The organism is Snodgrassella sp. ESL0253 (assembly GCF_013344965.1).
GTDB lineage: Bacteria > Pseudomonadota > Gammaproteobacteria > Burkholderiales > Neisseriaceae > Snodgrassella > Snodgrassella alvi_B.
The window spans coordinates 101,062-120,017 of sequence record NZ_JAAEDQ010000008.1 but is presented as its reverse complement, the minus strand read 5'-3'; the positions used below and the strand labels follow the sequence as shown (position 1 = coordinate 120,017).

Below are 18,956 nucleotides of genomic sequence, written 5' to 3'. Positions count from 1 at the left end.
CCCTCAATGGTGGTGCCGGTAACGATACCTTAAATGGTGGTGCTGGCTACGATATTCTTATTGGCGGTACCGGGAATGATATCCTCAAAGGCGGTGACTGGCACAAAGACCGCTATGAGTTTGAAGCCGGACATGGTCAGGATGTGATTTACGATAAAGAATACCCCGGCTATACGAATCATTACAATGATGTTGTCTTCAAGGGCGCCACTCTGGCTGATGCTCAGTTTACCCGTTCTGGTAATGATCTGGTTATTCAGGCTTATAGTACGGATGATTCTGTTACCCTGCCTGATTATTTTAACTACCAAAATTCTTATAGCAGAGCATTTAATTTTATTTTTGACGATAAAGTATTAAGCGTTGATGATATTGCTGCCATGTCATTTACTGTGGGAGGAACTTCAGGTGATGATGTACTTAGAGGCTGGAATTCTCATGATATTATTGCTGGAGGACCAGGTAATGACAAACTATATGGAGGAGATGGCATAGACAATCTCTTTGGAGGCGCTGGTAATGATAAACTGTATGGAGAAAATGGCAATGACTATTTAAGTGGCGGTGACGGTGATGATTTTCTTGATGGCGGTAATGGCAATGATATCCTTAATGGTGGTGCCGGTGACGATACCCTTGTTGGTGGTGCCGGCTACGACATTATGATTGGTGGCAGCGGAAATGATATTCTTAAAGGAGGGGATTGGGAAAAAGACCGCTATGAATTTGAAGCTGGCCATGGGCAGGATATAATTTATGACAAAGAATACCCTGGCTATACGAATCATTACAATGATGTTGTATTTAAGGGTGCCAATTTTGCCGATGCTCTTTTTCGCCGTTCTGGTAACAATTTAATTATCAAAGCATATAGCAACTCAGATTCTGTAACTTTGTCTGACTATTTTAATAATAGTTACAGCCATGCATTCAATTTTATTTTTGAAGACCAAACTCTTAAAGCACAGGATATAAATAACAAAATCACAGTTATACTAGATGGTGACGATAATGACAATAACATTATTGGCTGGTGGGGAAATGATCTTATCAATGGGGGTAAAGGAAACGACATCTTATCTGGTGGAGATGGTGATGACATTCTGAATGGTGATGATGGCAATGACAAACTTTATGGCAATGCGGGTAATGATACCCTGATTGGGGGCACCGGCAATGATTATATGGAAGGTGGCCAGGGTAATGATACCTATGTTTTTGCTAAAGGCCATGGACAGGATACCATTTATGATACTCAGGGCGCAGATACCATCCAGTTTACCGATGTTGATTTCGCTGAAGTGAAATTCCGCAAGAGCAACGATCATTTAATCATTTATGGCTATAACGATGATGATTCTGTTTTTATACAGAATTTCTTCTACAGTGATAGTTATACAATAGAAAAATTTGTCTTTAAGGATAAAACCGTTACTCTGGCTGAATTGCGTAAGGATGGTATGCAATTGCATGGTACCAGTGGCAACGACACCATTGTCATGACTAATGGCCGTGCTCTTGTTTATGGCGATGATGGTGATGACAATATTACTACAGGTAACAGCAATGATGTGCTGGATGGTGGTGCTGGCAATGACAAGCTCTATGGCAATGGGGGTGATGATACCCTCATTGGGGGCACCGGCGATGATTATCTGGCAGGTGGTCAGGGTAATGATACCTATGTCTTTGCCAAAGGCCATGGACACGATGTCATTTATGATACTTCCGGTGCAGTAGATACCATTCAGTTTACCGATGTTGATTTCGCTGAAGTGAAATTCCGCAAGAGCAACGATCATTTAATCATTTATGGCTATAACGATGATGATTCTGTTTTTATACAGAATTTCTTCTACAGTGATAGTTATACAATAGAAAAATTTGTCTTTAAGGATAAAACCGTTACTCTGGCTGAATTGCGTAAGGATGGTATGCAATTGCATGGTACCAGTGGCAACGACACCATTGTCATGACTAATGGCCGTGCTCTTGTTTATGGCGATGATGGTGACGACAATATTACTACAGGTAACAGCAATGATGTGCTGGATGGTGGTGCTGGCAATGACAAGCTCTATGGCAATGGGGGTGATGATACCCTCATTGGGGGCACCGGCGATGATTATATGGCAGGTGGTCTGGGTAATGATACCTATGTTTTTGCCAAAGGACATGGACAGGATACCATTTATGATTATGATACTTCCGGTGCAGTAGATACCATTCAGTTTACCGATGTTGATTTCGCTGAAGTGAAATTCCGCAAGAGCAACGATCATTTAATCATTTATGGCTATAACGATAATGATTCTGTTTTTATACAGAATTTCTTCTACAGTGATAGTTATACAATAGAAAAATTTGTCTTTAAGGATAAAACCGTTACTCTAGCCGAGTTGCGTAAGATTGTTATTACATAATAAATGTAAGAAGTTAACACTTCTAACTATAAAGATTTTTTATCTTTTTTAATTCAACTGTTAGTGACTATTACGACTGCTTATACTTTCTATTGTGAAATCAATCTGTAGTTTCTTTAATCATATGTAATCTCTGTTTTACAAAGGAATCCATAAATGGATTCCTTTTCTATTATTGATTAATACTGAATTCAATATATTTTACTGAAACTATACGGTAACTATTTGAAATTAAAACCATCAAAGGCATCAAAAAATATAAAAACTGGCTTTGTAATTGTACAAAGCCAGTTTTAAGAGCGTATACAGTTTTATTTACTATGTTTCGAAACCAGTTTCTTATAACCGCATACCAGTTAACTGAGCGGTATCCTGTGCAATCATCAGTTCTTCATTGGTTGGAATAACCATAACAGCAGCTTTGCTGTCTTTAGTGCTAATCACACCCGGAGTGCCAAAGCAGGCTTCCATATTGGCATCGTGGTCAAGAATCATGCCAAACACATTCAGATAGTTCACTACTTTTTCGCGCATCAGGGTAGAGTTTTCACCGATACCACCAGTAAACACCAGCGCATCCAGACTACCGCAGGCAACCATCATGCCACCTACGTATTTGGCCAGACGGTAGGCAAAGACATCCAGAGCCAGTTCCGCGCCTTTATGTCCATTGGCGGCGGCCTCTTCCAGCATCCGGCAGTCGTTGGAGAGATTAGACAGCCCCAGCAATCCGCTTTCTTTATTCAGCATTTCAGTAATCTGTTCAATGCTCATTTTGGCATTCGCAGCCAAGAAAGAGAAGATACTTGGATCGATGTCACCACAGCGCGTACCCATTACCAGACCTTCCAGAGGTGTCAGCCCCATACTGGTATCCTGTGAACGCCCGTTTTTAACCGCAGTGATGGATGCGCCATTACCCAAGTGAGCAATCACCATGCTCATTTCATTGACATCGCGCTGCAAAAATGCAGCAGCTTCCTGTGCAACATAGCGATAGCTGGTACCATGTGCACCATAACGGCGTACACCATAGCGGGTATACAAGGTTGACGGAATAGCATAATGATAGGCATGCGGCGGCATGGTTTGATGGAAAGCTGTATCAAATACAGCTACCTGAGGTAATTCAGGGAATGCCTGTTGTGCTGCCTGTATACCCAGAATATGAGCCGGATTGTGCAGCGGTGCCAGTACAATACAAGCTTCAATATCACGCATTACTTCAGGTGTAATCACGGTAGACTGGGTAAAGCGTTCCCCACCATGCACTACGCGATGACCAATGGCTTTTACACGGTCGTATAAACCCAGCGCTTTTAACTGTTCCAGCAAGGCCATTACGGCAGCAACATGGTCGTGACCACCGGTTAAGGCATGTTTATGTTTTTCACCATTTATTTTGAAGGTAATGAAAGCATCAGTATTGCCTACTTTTTCGGCCAGACAGCTCATTAAAACTTCTTTTTCGGCCACATCCATTACCGCAGCCTTTACGGAAGAACTGCCGCAATTGAGTACCAATACCAAATCTTGCTCACTCATGTTATTGTCCTGTTTACTGTGATTACTTAGTCATAAAAAAGAATAGTTAATTCTTTTGATTAGCGGGCAAACAGCGTTCGTGCACCTGTAAAACGCTGGCTAAAATAGGGTTGATCCAGCCTGGCAGTACGAATCACACCATTACTGGAAGGAGCATGGATAAATTTACCGTTACCGATATACAACCCCATATGTGAATAAGCCTGTCCCGAGGTATTGAAAAATACCAAATCCCCAACCTGCAAATCTCGCGTGCGGATTGGTGTGGAAACAGCAGCTATATCACGCGCGGTACGAGGGAGATTAACCTGCAATGCCTGCTGGTAAATATATTGCACCATACCGCTGCAATCGAATCCGTTATCTCGCGTGCTGCCGCCATAACGGTAAGGCATACCAATTAGGCTCATGCTTTGCAACAACAATTCCTGACTTCCCTGCCGGTGGCTGATTTTGGTAATCCTGATTGGAGCCAGATGGCGCTGCTGGCCCAGCTGAACTCTTTTTTGACTACCCGTACCACAGGCTGACAGAAATAAAACCAGCGCACCCAAAACGGTACGCCGCTGTGCATTACATGTAACCATTAGTTATTTACCCTGTTGCGATTACCTGATTCATGCTCATAGCGTGAATATAACATGAGTTGGTGATGATTTCTCTAAGCATTAAGACTTAAAAGCCAATCCTTACATTACCTAACCATGTCGTACAAATTCTACAAAACCTGTATCAAAGCCAAATCTAAAACCATTAAGTCGCTTTGATTCTCTTGACAGTGGCTTTATGCAAGAATAGAGTATATACACTAATTTATAAAAGCCAACCGGATTAAGTATAAGTTTAATTGGTTTCCGGTAGTAATTACAGGCTTTTAGCTTAGGTGGCGCCATGAAGTATTACTAATTTACATCAAGAGGCAGGAAGCAATATGCAGAAATTTGCACCACTGATTATTCGCAATCATCACCTGATACCAATTGTACAAGGCGGGATGGGCATAGGCATATCTGCATCCAGTCTGGCCAGTGCAGTAGCACGTGAAAATGGCGTAGGTACGATTGCCAGTGTAGACTTACGTCATTTGCATCCCGATTTGCTGGAGCAATCTCAGCAAAATCCAACACAGGAGAAATACGACACTTTAAACCGGATTGCTCTGGATCGTGAAATTAAGTCCGCATTAGCCCAGTCGCAAGGACGTGGCATGATTGCAGTCAATGTGATGAAAGCAGTTAAAGACCATCCGGCCATGGTACGGCAAGCCTGTGAATCAGGAGCACATGCAATTGTAATGGGGGCAGGTCTGCCTTTGGATCTACCCGACATGACAGAAAATTTTCCTGATGTTGCCTTAATGCCAATCCTGTCTGAATCCCGTGGAATAGCCATAGTACTCAAGCGCTGGATGAAAAAAAACCGTCTGCCCGATGCAATCGTAATTGAACACCCGGCTCATGCAGCCGGTCATCTGGGAGCGGCCACCGTTGCCGGTGTGAATGATGAGCGTTTTGAATTCAAACGCGTACTCGCAGACACTTTCGAGTTGTTTAAAAAGCTTGATCTCGAAAGGGAAAAAATTCCATTAATAGTGGCTGGCGGTATGGCCAACTTCCAGAAAATCACCACTGCCCTGAAAGAATGGGGTGCTGCTGCCGTACAGATAGGCACTGCATTTGCTGTTACCCAGGAAGGTGATGCACATATTAATTTCAAGAAAACTTTAGCCGGTGCAGAGGGTGAACAGATAGTAGAATTTATGTCTGTAGCCGGTTTACCAGCACGTGGCATTAAAACCAAGTTTCTTGATAGCTATCTGAAACGCGAAAGTATTTTACAGGCTAATGCCAAGGCTGACCCGCGACGCTGCACTCAGGGTATTAACTGTTTGTCGGTATGCGGTCTGCGCGACGGACTGGAAAAAGTCGGCCAGTTCTGTATTGACCTGAAGATTGCCGCTGCCTGGCGTGGCGAAACTGATAAAGGTTTATTCTTCCGTGGTAAAGATCCTCTGCCATTCGGGAATGCCATACGCAGTGTGAAAGAAACCATTGACTACTTGCTGACTGGTAATATGCAGACAGTACAAAAATCTGCCTGATATTTTACCAGCCATGTTAAAGCCACTTTGATGTGGCTTTATATTTATAACACTGCTTTGTATCACTCAATTAGTCAACAAATACTATATTTGTCCGACAAATAACCACTACTCACTGCCGTGGCCATTTGATTGATGGTAGTATGGTAGTATCAGAGCATTTACAATTATTTGTGTTTACCACCATGAACCCCAGACTGGAATTATTGCAGCCCTACCCCTTTGCCCGATTGCGTAAATTAATGGACGGCATCGAGCCACCAGCCAATCTGCAACCAATATCATTACATATCGGTGAGCCAAAACACCCCACACCACCTGTGCTCACCAATGCTCTGATTCAACATCTGGACGGACTTGCTGTTTATCCGGTTACAGCTGGTATCACAGAACTGCGTCAGGCCTGTGCCCAATGGTTAACACGCCGTTATGCAGGATTGAATGTTAATCCGGATACAGAAGTACTGCCCGTTTTAGGTAGTCGCGAAGCCTTGTTTGCATTTACCCAAACCATTATTGATAGCAGTAGCAAATTTCAGCCAGTGGTTATCAGCCCGAATCCGTTTTATCAGATTTATGAAGGTGCAGCACTACTGGCGGGCGCCCGCGTAGAATATGTTAATTGCCGGGCACCGCATTTTATGCCACAGTGGCAGGAAATCGATAACAATACATGGTCTAAGGTACAACTGGTATTTGTATGCTCTCCGGGCAATCCAAGTGGTGCTGTGATGAATCTGGAAGAATGGCAGAAATTATTTGCCTTGCAGGATGAATACGGGTTTGTGATTGCTTCGGATGAGTGCTATTCGGAAATTTACTTTGATGATGACAACAAACCTTTAGGCGTATTACAGGCAGCCACACAGCTGGGGAGAACATTTGACCGCCTTATTATGTTTACCAGTTTATCCAAACGCTCCAATGCACCCGGCTTACGCTCCGGCTTTGTAGCTGGTGACAGTAAACTTCTGGCCAATTTCCTGCTTTATCGTACCTATCATGGCAGCGCCATGAGTGTGCCCGTTCAGCATTCCAGCATTGCCGCCTGGAACGATGAAGAACATGTTATTGCCAACCGCAATCTGTATCGGGAAAAATTCGAGAAAGTTATTCCAATATTACAGCGAAAATTTGCCATACAGAAACCCGATGCGTCATTCTATCTGTGGCTATCCGTACCCGATGGTGATGATTTGGCCTTTACCAAAAAATTATGGCAAAAAGCCGCTATTCGTGTGCTACCGGGACGGTATCTTGCCCGCAATACCCCATACGGTAATGCCGGCGCCGGCTATGTGCGGATTGCACTGGTATCCAGTGTTGAAGAATGTATTGAAGCAGCCAAACGCATGATTAATCTGCCTTTTTAATAATCTGTTTTCATATAGTGATGCAGCCAACAAAAAACCAGAATTGCCGGTTAGCTCATACAGGTAATTCTGGTGTTAATCAATATAATAACAGTTAGTGTTTATTCAACATTCTGTACCTGTTCGCGCATCTGCTCAATCAGTACCTTAAGACCCACTGAAGCCTGAGTGCATTCAATTGCTATGGCCTTGCTACCCAGAGTATTGGCCTCGCGGTTCAGCTCCTGCATCAGAAAATCCAGACGCTTGCCCACACTGCCACGATGCTCCTCTATCAGACGCCGTGCTTCAGCAATATGGGTATTTAAACGATTCAGCTCCTCGTCAACATCCGCCTTTTGCATAAACAGAACAAATTCCTGTTTCAGTCGCTCTGCATCTACCTGTGCCACTGCTTCCCGCAAGCGGGTTTCAGCCTTATTCATATGGTCCTGCAATAACTGCGGAAACAGCTGCTGCATCGCAGCCACAATATCACTCATATCATTGAGCCGGCTCAGCAGGTGCTGCTGGAGTTTTTCCCCCTCCCGCGCCCGTGCTGTCTTAAATTCGGTTAATACCTGCTTCAGTAGCGTCAGCAGCCCATTGAGCAGCACGTCTTCGTCTTCCGTTGTCGCAACAATTACCCCGGGAAAATGCAGAATATCTGCAACCGTCAATTTACCTAAATCTTTATACTGACGGCGTATCTGATGATTAAATGCTGCCAGTTGCTCTACCAGCTTGTGATCAATGGGTAAATCCTCAGTATTTTGGCTGGGGAGCTGCTTAATCTGTACGCGACACTCCAGTTTACCCCTTGCTACCTGCGCGTTAATTAATTCGCGCATCTGCCCCTCAAACCGGCGTAATTCTTCGGCAACTTTAAACTGTACATCCAAATAGCGATGATTAACTGCCCTAAGCTCAATACTGATTTGACGATTCCCAAACTGTCCTGAAGCATTTGCATAGCCAGTCATACTGTATAACATAATATTTTCCTTAAACCGTTTTTTCCTGCCTGGTTATATCTAAACTGGCAATTAAATCAAGTATAACGAAAACCCTTTCATCTACAAAAGGCTTAATTGGTATCAATAGCAGCACACTGACTATATAATTCTTTAACAATTACTCAATCAAAGCGGCCATAATGAAAAACATCTCTATACCCAATCGCACTGAGCGTGCTGATAACGAACCACGAAAGCTTAGTATTATTCCTCACTTTCTGGCACATGCAGATGGCTCCGTATTGATTAGCTGCGGCAATACTAAAGTAATCTGCACTGCCACTGTTGACGAAAATGTTCCTGCTTTTCTCAAAAATCAGGGGCACGGCTGGGTGACAGCAGAATATGGAATGCTGCCAGCTTCAGCTAACGGACGTATGCGCCGCGAAGCCGCAGCAGGAAAACAGTCTGGCCGTACTCAGGAAATTCAGCGTCTGATTGGCCGCTCATTACGCGCAGTTGTGGATATGGAAAAACTGGGCAGTCGCCAGATACTGATTGATTGTGATGTCATTCAGGCTGATGGTGGTACACGTACGGCCAGCATCAGCGGTGCCTTTGTTGCCCTGTCGCTGGCTGTTAACAAACTGCTTGCCTGTGGCGTAATCAGTGAAAACCCGATTCGTGAAGCCGTAGCCGCTATTTCAGTTGGCACCCTTAATGGCAAACTACTACTCGATCTGGACTATCCCGAAGATTCGGCCTGTGATGCCGATATCAATGTAGTCATGACTGCTTCACAGCAACTGGTTGAAATTCAGGGCACTGCCGAAGGTGCTACATTCAGTATTCAGCAATTAAATGATTTAATCAGTCTGGCACAAAAAGGAATTGAGCAAATTCTTGCCGCCCAGCAACAAGCACTGGCTGCCAATTAATTCATACAAATACAATTACCTATTTTCTGAATTTAAAAATTATTTAAAACAGGCCGCTTGAATCTGACAAAATACTGATTCAGCGGCTTGTTTTTACATGATAAAAATGCTAAAAAGAACGCCCTGAAGGAAAATCAAGCAGGCAGTGTTAACACAGTCTCTCCTTTTTTGACATTAAAACAACTCAGAAAGCAAGCAGTGTTATGGCGTTAATCGTACAAAAATACGGCGGTACCTCAGTAGGAACTGTAGAGCGTATAAAAAATGTAGCGCGTCGTGTAGCACAGGCCAGAGCCAATGGTGATGATGTTGTCGTGGTTGTATCCGCCATGAGCGGTGAAACCAACCGTCTGGTCGCACTGGCACATGAAATTCAGGAAAAACCCAATCCACGTGAAATGGATGTTGTGTTATCAACCGGCGAACAGGTTACAATCGGCCTGCTGGCCATGGCACTGCACAGCATTGGCGTAGATGCCAAAAGTTATACCGGCTGGCAGGTAGCAGTTAAAACCGATTGCGCCCATACAAAAGCACGGATTGATGAAATAGATGATATACGTATCCGCACCGACCTGAATGCTGGCAAGGTGGTCATCATTGCCGGTTTTCAGGGTATTAATGCCAGTAATGATATTACTACACTCGGCCGTGGTGGTTCAGATACTTCAGCAGTTGCCCTGGCTGCGGCACTAAAAGCCGACGAGTGCCAGATTTATACCGATGTAGATGGCGTTTATACCACCGACCCGCGCGTTGTACCTGAAGCACGGCGCCTCAGTACCATCTCATTCGAAGAAATGCTGGAACTGGCCAGCCTGGGCAGTAAAGTATTACAAATCCGTTCGGTAGAATTTGCCGGTAAATACAAAGTGCGGCTGCGCGTGTTAAGCAGTCTTGAAAACAGTGGCAAAGGCACATTAATCACGTTTGAAGAGGATCAAAATATGATGGAACATGCGGCAGTATCCGGTATTGCTTTTGATAAAAATCAGGCACGAATTAATGTGCGTGGTGTACCAGATACGCCGGGAATGGCTTCCCTGATACTCGGCGCCGTGGCTGATGCCAATATTGAAGTAGACATGATAATTCAGAATTTCGGTTCTGCCGGTACCACAGATTTTTCTTTTACCGTACCACGTAGTGATTATCAGAATACACTGGATATTCTGCATGAAGTACAGAAAAAAATCGGCGCACGTGAAGTTTGTGGCGATGATACCGTATGTAAAGTATCCATAGTCGGCATGGGTATGCGCTCACACGTTGGCATTGCTTCTACCATGTTCCGTACACTGGCTAAAGAAAATATCAATATTCAAATGATTTCGACTTCTGAAATCAAAGTTTCCGTGCTAATTGATGAAAAATACCTGGAACTGGCCACTCGGGTGCTCCACCAGATATTTGAGCTGGATAAAGAACCGGCAAATAGAAGCTAAAAATAGCCTTTTAATTTTTGTAAAGTTTAACCCAGGTCGGCTGAGCCACATCAGCCGACCTTTAATTATTGTACAATGGCAGCTATTTGCTTAAATTAGTGCTGCATCCATGTCTCATACACCCAAACGTGAATACGAAAACAACAAGCTAGTCAAACGACTCCGTCATCAGGTTGGTGCTGCCATTAATGACTTCCAGATGATTGCAGAGGGCGACAAAATCATGGTTTGCCTCTCTGGCGGCAAAGATAGCTATGCATTACTGGACATTCTGCTCAGACTACAGAAATCCGCTCCAGTACAATTTGAAATTCTGGCCGTTAATCTTGACCAGAAACAACCTGGTTTCCCGGCTCATATCTTACCCGACTATCTGCGTAGTCTGGGCGTACCTTTTCAAATCATCGAAGAAGATACCTATAGTGTAGTCAAACGGGTTATAGATGAAGGTAAAACCACCTGTGGCCTGTGCAGTCGCTTGCGCCGTGGCATTCTGTATCGCGTGGCCAAAGAAAATGGCTGCACCAAAATAGCTTTGGGTCATCATCGCGATGATATTCTGGAAACCCTGTTTCTGAATATGTTCTACGGTGGCAAACTCAAAGCCATGCCGCCAAAACTGTTATCTGACAATGGTGAACACATCATTATCAGACCATTAGCCTACGTTAAGGAAAAAGACCTGATTCGCTATGCACAAATGCAGGAATTTCCAATTATTCCATGCAATCTGTGTGGTTCGCAGCCCAATTTGCAACGACAGGTAATTAAAGACATGCTGCAACAATGGGATAAGCAGTTCCCGGGGCGCATTGAATCCATGTTTTCAGCCCTGCAAAACTTAGTACCCTCACATCTGGCTGACTATAAATTATTTAACTTCACCGGCCTGCAACAGGGGCAGAAACTGCCACATGGCGGCGATATTGCCTTTGACCGCGAAAATTTTTCTTCCACGACAACGTTGGTACAGACTAGCGAAATTACTCAGCCTGTACAAACAGGCAAACCCATTATTAACATCTTAGATTCCCGACAATAAGCCCCTTATGAATCAAGCAAAAAAAAAATTAACCCCCGCAAAAGCCATGGTGGCCGCAATCAGCGGCTACGCAATGGATGGTTTTGACTTACTGATACTCGGCTTTATGCTCAGTGCTATCAGCAACGACCTCGGACTGAACACCTCACAGGCTGGTTCACTGGTAACATGGACCCTGATCGGCTCCGTTATCGGTGGTATCGTATTTGGCCATCTGAGCGACCGTTTTGGCCGGGTACGCATGCTATCGCTCACCATTCTTATGTTTGCCGTATTTACTGGCCTGTGTGCCATTGCGCAGGGTTATTACGACCTGCTGATTTACCGTGCACTGGCTGGCATGGGTCTGGGCGGTGAATTTGGTATCGGCATGGCCATGATTGCTGAAGTATGGCCTGCTGCAAAACGCAACCGTGCCTCAGCCTTTGTCGGCATAGGCTGGCAGTTGGGTGTACTGGCAGCGGCTTTTATCACCCCATTCCTGCTCAATATTATCGGCTGGCGCGGCATGTTTCTTGTGGGATTATTCCCAGCGGTGGCGTCTTACTTTATTCGTCACGATACCAGCGAACCAGAACAGTTTACCCGCGAACACAAAGCCCAAGGCGAGCTGTCATTTTCAGCACGCCTGAGCTTACTGGTTAAAGACCGGCAAACAGCCAAAATCAGTCTGGGTATTTTTATCCTGTGTGCGGTACAAAACTTTGGTTACTACGGATTAATGATCTGGATGCCCAGTTATCTGGCTAATAAACTGGGTTTTAGCCTTACCGCTTCCGGCAACTGGACAGCGGTCACCGTAATCGGCATGATTATCGGTATCTGGCTGTTCGGTTTTCTGGCCGACCACTTTGCCCGCTGGAAAATCTTCCTGATTTACCAGATTGGTTCCTTTATCATGGTGGCACAATATGCCCAGTTACAGGATCCAACCGCATTACTTATCTGCGGTGCCATTATGGGGCTATTTGTAAACGGCATGATTGGCGGCTATGGTGCACTGATTTCTGATAATTTTCCACCACATGTCCGTGCCACTGCCCAGAATGTACTATTCAATCTTGGCCGAGGTGTAGGTGGTTTCGGGCCACTGGTTATCGGTTTTCTCGTTAAAGAATGGTCATTCTATGCAGCCTTGTGTCTGCTGGCGTCTATCTATCTCTTAGACATCATTGCAACCTTATGGCTACTACCCCGGCATAACGCAACCCCATCCAAAGATGACAGCCTTGGCGTTATCGGCTGATTAATTGACTCATCAGTGCAGAGTTACCATCCCCTGCACTGATTTTTACCATCAACACATCAGATAAAACCATGACAACATTTACCAAAGTTATTTTATATACCGATAGCGATGGCTATGCCCGCTTCAAAGAAGAAAAAATCGAATTAACCGAAGGCAATGAAAAAAGCCAATTATCACCGTGGTTAAATGCAGAAGGTTTACAATTACGTCACAGCCCGGTTGGTTTTGAAAGTGATTTTCACTGTACCGGCAAGCCGCAATGGCTGTTTGTGTTACAGGGAATCATGGAAATCGGCCTGCGTGATGGTAGCACCCGTCGTTTTGGCCCTGGTGAACATTTTTATTCTGCCGATACCCTGCCCGCAGGCGCCACCTTTGACCCACACATTCACGGACACTGTAGTCGCCTGATTGGCAACGATCCCCTGATTACTGCCTTTATCCGCAACTAACTTTAGTCACAAAATATTTACAAAGGAAAATATACAATGTCAAAACCCATGCTGTTTAGCCTGCCCAATGCAGAAGGCAACAACTTCAACATTGCCGAACACCTGCCCGCCGTGGTTTATTTTTATCCGAAAGACAATACCCCCGGCTGCACCACCGAGGCACAGGAATTCAGTACACTACTACCACAATTCAAGCAGCTAGGTTATAACGTTATCGGCATTTCCCGCGATACAGAAAAAAGCCATCACAATTTCATCTGCAAATACAAACTCAACATCACCCTGTTATCAGATTGTGAAGAAGCAGTATGCCGCCAGTTTGACGTACTCAAAGAAAAAAACATGTATGGCAAAAAAGTATTTGGTATTGAAAGAAGCACATTTATCCTGAATCAGGATGGCAATATTGTTCATGAATGGCGCAAAGTTAAAGCCGCCGGCCACGCCCAAACCGTTTTAGATACCCTACAACAACATGCCTAGCTATTCCTATCGCGCGCCCTGCTGCTCATTAATACTGGATTTTAATCAGCAGCAGCAACTACAGGCAATCCACTGGCAAACAGCCATGTCAGAAACCCTGCCTGGGCTGACAGGATACTGGGCTCAACAGCTTGATGCCTATTTCTCTGGCAAGCTGCAAACATTTAACTATCCTCCCTCATCTGCTGGCACTGTATTTCAGCAGCGAGTATGGCAGGCAATTGCCAGTATTCCCTATGGGCAGGTAGCCACCTACGGCGATATTGCCCGTATACTGGGTAGCGCAGCCAGAGCAGTTGGACAGGCCTGTGGCAAAAATCCCCTGCCAATTATTATTCCCTGCCATCGGGTTGTATCCGCCAATGGTCTGGGCGGGTTTAGCCTGAGTAATAATCCTTTCGAACTCAATATTAAACGCTGGTTACTCGCCCATGAGGGAGCAACATGGTAAACGAACCCTTACCACCAGAGCTGCTCGAACCAATTGAATCACTGCTTGAGCACTTATGGCTAAGCGAACAACTGGCATTTAACACACTAGAAGGCTACCGGCGCGACCTGAGCAAAATTGCACGCCGCTTACAGCCTCAGCATCTGAACTGGTTCAACGTAGATGCTTTGTCACTGGCTGATGCAATATTTATCGATAGTGAAAAACCATCATCACAGGCACGAGCACTGTCAGCATGTAAACGTCTGTTTAGCTGGATGCAGGAATACAACCGGCGTCAGGATTTACCTACCGAGCAGCTACAAATGCCCAAAAAAGGCCAGCATCTGCCTGATATCATTTCCGAAAGCCAAATAGATGCTCTTCTAGCTGCTCCAGATACCGAAACACCACATGGTCTGCGCGATAAAGCCTTACTGGAACTAATGTACGCTACCGGCTTACGCGTCAGCGAAGCTGTTAATCTGCACATTAACGAAATTGATTTACAGAATGGTCTGCTTAGTACCATCGGTAAAGGAAACAAGCAGCGTATGGTACCACTGGGTGAAGAAGCCACAGACTGGCTACAGAATTACTTCACTCATGCTCGCCCTGCTTTACTCAAAGGAAGAGCATGTGATGCTGTATTTGTCAGCCAGAAAAAAACCGCCATCAGTCGCCAGTTGGCATGGATGATTGTCACTAAATATGCCAGTGCAGCAGGTATTCATCACCTTAGCCCCCACGGCCTGCGCCATGCATTTGCCACTCATCTGGTTAACCATGGTGCTGATCTGCGCGTAGTCCAGCTATTACTGGGACATGCCGATATAGGTACCACCCAAATCTATACCCATGTAGCCAATGAACGTCTGAAACAACTAGTACAACAGCATCATCCGCGCGGATAAAATACAAATCAAAACACAATATAAAATAAGCAAACTTATCAGAATAATAGTTTAAATTGCCCTACTGAAACAAAATACATTGACAATTGACGCCCATAGTTACAATACACCAGCATCAACTATCACATAGCAATAAACCACCATTCTGCGATACAAAGTTTACTTATGCCATACCGTACTTTATCTGACCAATTATCAGCTTATTGATATTAATTTATATATTAGTATTGAACAATTTAATAACACAAGAACAATAACAGCCATATATTCAGCTATCTTATGTAGCCATCCCAATCTCAATATTCAAACTGCACATAAAAATAAATGATTTCACAATATGAAAAAGCCAGCATGCAAAGCATACTGGCCTGAAAATTAATTAAATCAAATAATTCAGATTATTTAATTATTAATATAAACGCAGTCGAGATCCAATATTAACCGAATTCTGCGGTGTAGGCTGCATAGTAAATTTCGGACTTCCAGTGTATTCCAGTTGGAATTTATAATCTATTTTCATCGGGCCTTTAAGTTCTTTAATATCATCCAGCGGCACCTCACATTGATAGCGTACTCCTATAATTCGACCTTTAGCGTCAAAATAGAAATTGCTTACAATCGGAATAGATTTATTCTTAAATTGCGCCATGTAACTACCAATTGGTGTACCTGCCAATGCACCATCATTATCATCTGAATAGATTGACGCCAATGCATCAATGATTTTTTGTAATACTGCGTAGTCCTGAGGCTGATATTTACTATCCGAACCAGCTTTGGAAGCAGCCTGTTTCAAAGCTTGAGAAAGACTTTGCAGCATGGCAGCATTATATTTTAGGCTTTCAGCATAAGACGAATTCAGTTTAACCTGATGTTTAGCCTCCAGCTCCTTCCCAAATTCGTCTACACTTACTTTGCTAAATTCACCAGATTTAATTACAGCATAACCATCATCTACAGATTTAGGTAAACTTTTCAACAAATCAGCAATAGGCAAATGCTGTACTCTGTCTTGCGGCACAGCCAGTTGCACGTATCTGTCACCGATTACCAATTGAGGATTGGATTGTTCATTCATAACATCTGATACATTAGTGATAGCAGAAGTATCCATGTACAGAGACAAATTATTGAAGTCTACATAAACAGGAAATTTATAAGAAATCAGTGCATTTTTTCCTTCATAGCGGAACTCTGGAATGACTTCCATACGCCCTTTTCGCATATCCACTGCACCAGTAAATGGTATTGAGAATGATTTGCTAATCAGTCCCATCATCCTGTTAACTGATTCCATTTGCTGTTTATAATAATCTGGTTCAGCTTCTAAAAACTCTTCGGAAGAATCACTTGACTGTACTGTAATTGCTTCTGAATTTTTATCCGCAGTGCTTGCGCCTGCCTGATTACCCATTTCCAGTCTATAACTACCACTGAAATTAAACTGATTATCTTCCTTCATCATGCGCTGCATACCAGCACGTACCATCTTGTCAGGTGATTCTTCTATCTTGTTTCCACATGCTGACACCAGCCCGGCAACAGCCAGTGCCAAAATCATTTTTGTAATCTGCAATCTCATAACAGCCCTTTTAAAAATAAAGACAAAAAATAAAATTAAGTTAATAATTGTAAATGAATCAAACACAAACATCCAGATATTCTGCATCATTTTGCTTTACATAAATTGCATTTGTTGTAAAAATACTAAAACAGCATTTCGTATTGATGAAATATTATAAAAAATTAATAACATTAATTAACAACATGTCGGAAATAGTTTTCTAGTCTGTTATAAAGTGCTTATATTTTCCAAATAAATCAGTAAACGCAAACTATTTTCAAAAAAAAATAATCTTTAGCTTAATCATGCAATCCTGAAGCATTACCTGTGCACAGGCAGGATAACCATCTATAAATATTCTGACACTACCCCTCAGGATGCGACTTCTTCTTACCTTAATGATAAAATTAATCGAATAGAAATTGTGCTGACAATAAAACAAATATTTTATAATATTCTTTAAAGATAAATACTTAGCTAAAGCAAACTTTGTCAAAGAGCTTCAAAGAAAATAAAAAATCAGGCAGAAATTTATCTGCCTGATTTATAAATTAGCTAATAAAATTTAAACAGTTTGTAAATACTCACGCCAGCGTGCTACCTGCACACGTACCTGCGCTGGCGCTGTACCACCAACATGATTACGCGCATTAAGACTGCCTTCAGGAGAAAGCACCTGATAAACATCCTCATCTATCAGGCTGGAAAATGATTTCAGCACATTCAACGGTAACTCACTTAATTCCTGCTGCTGCTCTTCCGCCAGTCGCACCGCACGTGCAACTACCTCATGACTATCGCGAAACGGTAAACCTTTTTTAACCAGATAATCAGCCAAATCAGTTGCTGTTGCAAAACCCTGTAACACAGCAGCACGCATATTCTCAGGCTTCACACTAACACCACGCATCATATCCGCATAAATACGCAAAGTATCTACCAGAGTATCTACCGTATCAAAAAGCGGCTCCTTGTCTTCCTGATTATCTTTATTATAAGCCAGCGGCTGTGATTTCATCAAAGTAATCAATCCCATCAGATGGCCTACTACTCGAGCACTTTTACCACGCACCAGTTCCGGCACATCTGGGTTTTTCTTCTGCGGCATAATGCTGGAACCAGTACAGAAACGGTCTGCAATATCAATAAAACCAAAGCGCGGACTCATCCAGTAAATCAACTCTTCACTCAGGCGTGACAGATGCATCATCAGAATCGACGCAGCAGCAGTAAATTCAATAGCAAAATCACGATCAGATACCGCATCCAGAGAGTTCTGGCAAACTGCTTCAAAACCGAGCAATTGCGCAGTGACTTCACGCTTTATCGGAAACGTAGTGCCGGCAAGTGCAGCAGCTCCTAATGGCATCCGGTTAACCCGATGGCGACAATCAAGCATACGTTCACTGTCACGACCCAGCATCTCAACATAAGCCAGCATATGGTGGCCAAAACTAACAGGCTGAGCTACCTGCATATGCGTAAAACCTGGCATCACCACTTCTGCATTTTTATCAGCCAAATCAACCAGCGCAGACTGCAAATCCTTGATTAGTGCCACAATGTGATCAATTTCTTCACGCAGCCACAGCCGAATATCGGTAGCCACCTGATCATTACGGCTACGCCCCGTGTGCAACCGCTTACCAGCATCGCCTACCTTCTGGGTCAGCAGATGTTCCACGTTCATATGAACATCTTCCAGATCAACCGACCATTCAACTTTTCCGGCAGCCATTTCCTGCAAAATTTCCTGCATACCAGCTTTAATTGCAGACAAATCCTCCGCACTCAACACACCAGCCTGTTGCAGCATCTGCGCATGTGCCAGCGAGCCCTGAATATCACATTGAGCCAAACGCTGGTCAAATGTTATTGATGCAGTATATTGCTTAACCAGCTCACTTACCGGTTCATGAAAACGGCCTGACCAAACTTTCTCTCCCATACTATTTCTCCACTATACTCAAACAATATCCAAAGAAAATTGCTGACAGCACATTACCTCCCATCAGCACCCCATCATCTTCATCGGTAATACAAAAGCAGCACCAATAACAAA

At 43.7% G+C, this 18,956-nt stretch carries 16 protein-coding genes; 11 read left to right on the top strand and 5 right to left on the bottom strand.

Going from position 1 to position 18,956, the window contains the following annotated elements; genetic code table 11:
• Nucleotides 1-2,423 (top strand): calcium-binding protein (locus GYX26_RS11600; protein WP_304944912.1); only part of this gene is annotated, 2,423 nt, incomplete at its 5' end.
• 339 nt (nt 2,424-2,762) lie between these two features.
• Here GYX26_RS11600 and GYX26_RS08040 read toward each other — a convergent pair.
• Nucleotides 2,763-3,968, bottom strand: coding sequence for an acetate kinase (locus GYX26_RS08040; protein WP_174828826.1), 1,206 nt, complete (start codon nt 3,966-3,968; stop codon nt 2,763-2,765).
• A 59-nt stretch (nt 3,969-4,027) separates the two neighbouring features.
• Nucleotides 4,028-4,555: a C40 family peptidase gene (locus tag GYX26_RS08035; protein ID WP_174828825.1), complete on the bottom strand. Its 528-nt coding sequence runs from the start codon at nt 4,553-4,555 to the stop codon at nt 4,028-4,030.
• A gap of 344 nt (nt 4,556-4,899) precedes the next feature.
• On the opposite strand from GYX26_RS08035, the gene GYX26_RS08030 reads away from it, so the two are divergent.
• Nucleotides 4,900-6,069 carry a nitronate monooxygenase family protein gene (locus tag GYX26_RS08030; protein WP_174828824.1) on the top strand — a complete coding sequence of 390 codons (1,170 nt, stop codon included), beginning with the start codon at nt 4,900-4,902 and terminating at the stop codon, nt 6,067-6,069.
• Between the two features lie 185 nt (nt 6,070-6,254).
• A complete protein-coding gene (gene dapC, locus GYX26_RS08025) occupies nt 6,255-7,442 on the top strand; it encodes a succinyldiaminopimelate transaminase (RefSeq protein ID WP_174828829.1) in 1,188 nt (395 codons plus the stop codon).
• A 101-nt stretch (nt 7,443-7,543) separates the two neighbouring features.
• Here the strand turns inward: dapC and GYX26_RS08020 are convergent, their stop codons facing one another.
• The gene (locus GYX26_RS08020; RefSeq protein ID WP_174828823.1) at nt 7,544-8,416 is read right to left on the bottom strand and encodes a YicC/YloC family endoribonuclease; all 873 of its coding nucleotides are present in this window, start codon (nt 8,414-8,416) and stop codon (nt 7,544-7,546) included.
• A gap of 170 nt (nt 8,417-8,586) precedes the next feature.
• Here GYX26_RS08020 and rph point away from each other — a divergent pair, with 170 nt between their 5' ends.
• From rph to xerD, 8 genes are all read left to right on the top strand, one after another.
• Complete coding sequence (gene rph / locus GYX26_RS08015; RefSeq protein ID WP_370520867.1) at nt 8,587-9,315, top strand: ribonuclease PH; 729 nt, start codon at nt 8,587-8,589, stop codon at nt 9,313-9,315.
• Nucleotides 9,316-9,518: 203 nt separating this feature from the next.
• A complete protein-coding gene (locus tag GYX26_RS08010) occupies nt 9,519-10,760 on the top strand; it encodes an aspartate kinase (protein WP_174828821.1) in 1,242 nt (413 codons plus the stop codon).
• Between the two features lie 109 nt (nt 10,761-10,869).
• Nucleotides 10,870-11,802, top strand: coding sequence for a tRNA 2-thiocytidine(32) synthetase TtcA (ttcA, locus tag GYX26_RS08005; protein WP_174828820.1), 933 nt, complete (start codon nt 10,870-10,872; stop codon nt 11,800-11,802).
• Between the two features lie 7 nt (nt 11,803-11,809).
• Nucleotides 11,810-13,048: an MFS transporter gene (locus GYX26_RS08000; protein ID WP_174828819.1), complete on the top strand. Its 1,239-nt coding sequence runs from the start codon at nt 11,810-11,812 to the stop codon at nt 13,046-13,048.
• Nucleotides 13,049-13,119: 71 nt separating this feature from the next.
• The gene (locus GYX26_RS07995) at nt 13,120-13,503 is read left to right on the top strand and encodes a hypothetical protein (protein ID WP_174828818.1); all 384 of its coding nucleotides are present in this window, start codon (nt 13,120-13,122) and stop codon (nt 13,501-13,503) included.
• A gap of 36 nt (nt 13,504-13,539) precedes the next feature.
• Nucleotides 13,540-13,986, top strand: a complete 447-nt coding sequence (locus tag GYX26_RS07990; protein ID WP_174828817.1) for a peroxiredoxin — start codon at nt 13,540-13,542, stop codon at nt 13,984-13,986.
• The gene (locus GYX26_RS07985; RefSeq protein ID WP_174828816.1) at nt 13,979-14,437 is read left to right on the top strand and encodes a methylated-DNA--[protein]-cysteine S-methyltransferase; all 459 of its coding nucleotides are present in this window, start codon (nt 13,979-13,981) and stop codon (nt 14,435-14,437) included. Before GYX26_RS07990 ends, GYX26_RS07985 begins: the two co-directional genes overlap by 8 nt.
• A complete protein-coding gene (gene xerD / locus GYX26_RS07980; protein ID WP_174828815.1) occupies nt 14,431-15,330 on the top strand; it encodes a site-specific tyrosine recombinase XerD in 900 nt (299 codons plus the stop codon). The genes GYX26_RS07985 and xerD overlap by 7 nt, the downstream gene beginning before the upstream one ends.
• 409 nt (nt 15,331-15,739) lie before the next feature.
• Here xerD and GYX26_RS07975 read toward each other — a convergent pair whose 3' ends face one another.
• Together GYX26_RS07975 and argH are read right to left on the bottom strand one after the other, a co-directional pair.
• Complete coding sequence (locus GYX26_RS07975) at nt 15,740-17,002, bottom strand: hypothetical protein (RefSeq protein ID WP_174828814.1); 1,263 nt, start codon at nt 17,000-17,002, stop codon at nt 15,740-15,742.
• A gap of 457 nt (nt 17,003-17,459) precedes the next feature.
• Nucleotides 17,460-18,842: an argininosuccinate lyase gene (gene argH, locus GYX26_RS07970; protein ID WP_174828813.1), complete on the bottom strand. Its 1,383-nt coding sequence runs from the start codon at nt 18,840-18,842 to the stop codon at nt 17,460-17,462.
• Nucleotides 18,843-18,956 lie beyond the last annotated feature (114 nt).

Excerpts from the sequence above, each read along its gene's own strand:
- GYX26_RS08010 (WP_174828821.1), top strand. The coding sequence starts at position 9,519 with ATGGCGTTAATCGTACAAAAATACGGCGGTACCTCAGTAGGAACTGTA.
- GYX26_RS08040 (WP_174828826.1), bottom strand. The coding sequence starts at position 3,968 with ATGAGTGAGCAAGATTTGGTATTGGTACTCAATTGCGGCAGTTCTTCC.
- GYX26_RS07990 (WP_174828817.1), top strand. The coding sequence starts at position 13,540 with ATGTCAAAACCCATGCTGTTTAGCCTGCCCAATGCAGAAGGCAACAAC.
- dapC (WP_174828829.1), top strand. The coding sequence starts at position 6,255 with ATGAACCCCAGACTGGAATTATTGCAGCCCTACCCCTTTGCCCGATTG.
- xerD (WP_174828815.1), top strand. The coding sequence starts at position 14,431 with ATGGTAAACGAACCCTTACCACCAGAGCTGCTCGAACCAATTGAATCA.
- GYX26_RS08030 (WP_174828824.1), top strand. The coding sequence starts at position 4,900 with ATGCAGAAATTTGCACCACTGATTATTCGCAATCATCACCTGATACCA.
- argH (WP_174828813.1), bottom strand. The coding sequence starts at position 18,842 with ATGGGAGAGAAAGTTTGGTCAGGCCGTTTTCATGAACCGGTAAGTGAG.
- GYX26_RS08000 (WP_174828819.1), top strand. The coding sequence starts at position 11,810 with ATGAATCAAGCAAAAAAAAAATTAACCCCCGCAAAAGCCATGGTGGCC.
- GYX26_RS07995 (WP_174828818.1), top strand. The coding sequence starts at position 13,120 with ATGACAACATTTACCAAAGTTATTTTATATACCGATAGCGATGGCTAT.
- GYX26_RS08035 (WP_174828825.1), bottom strand. The coding sequence starts at position 4,555 with ATGGTTACATGTAATGCACAGCGGCGTACCGTTTTGGGTGCGCTGGTT.
- GYX26_RS07985 (WP_174828816.1), top strand. The coding sequence starts at position 13,979 with ATGCCTAGCTATTCCTATCGCGCGCCCTGCTGCTCATTAATACTGGAT.
- GYX26_RS07975 (WP_174828814.1), bottom strand. The coding sequence starts at position 17,002 with ATGATGCAGAATATCTGGATGTTTGTGTTTGATTCATTTACAATTATT.
- ttcA (WP_174828820.1), top strand. The coding sequence starts at position 10,870 with ATGTCTCATACACCCAAACGTGAATACGAAAACAACAAGCTAGTCAAA.
- GYX26_RS08020 (WP_174828823.1), bottom strand. The coding sequence starts at position 8,416 with ATGTTATACAGTATGACTGGCTATGCAAATGCTTCAGGACAGTTTGGG.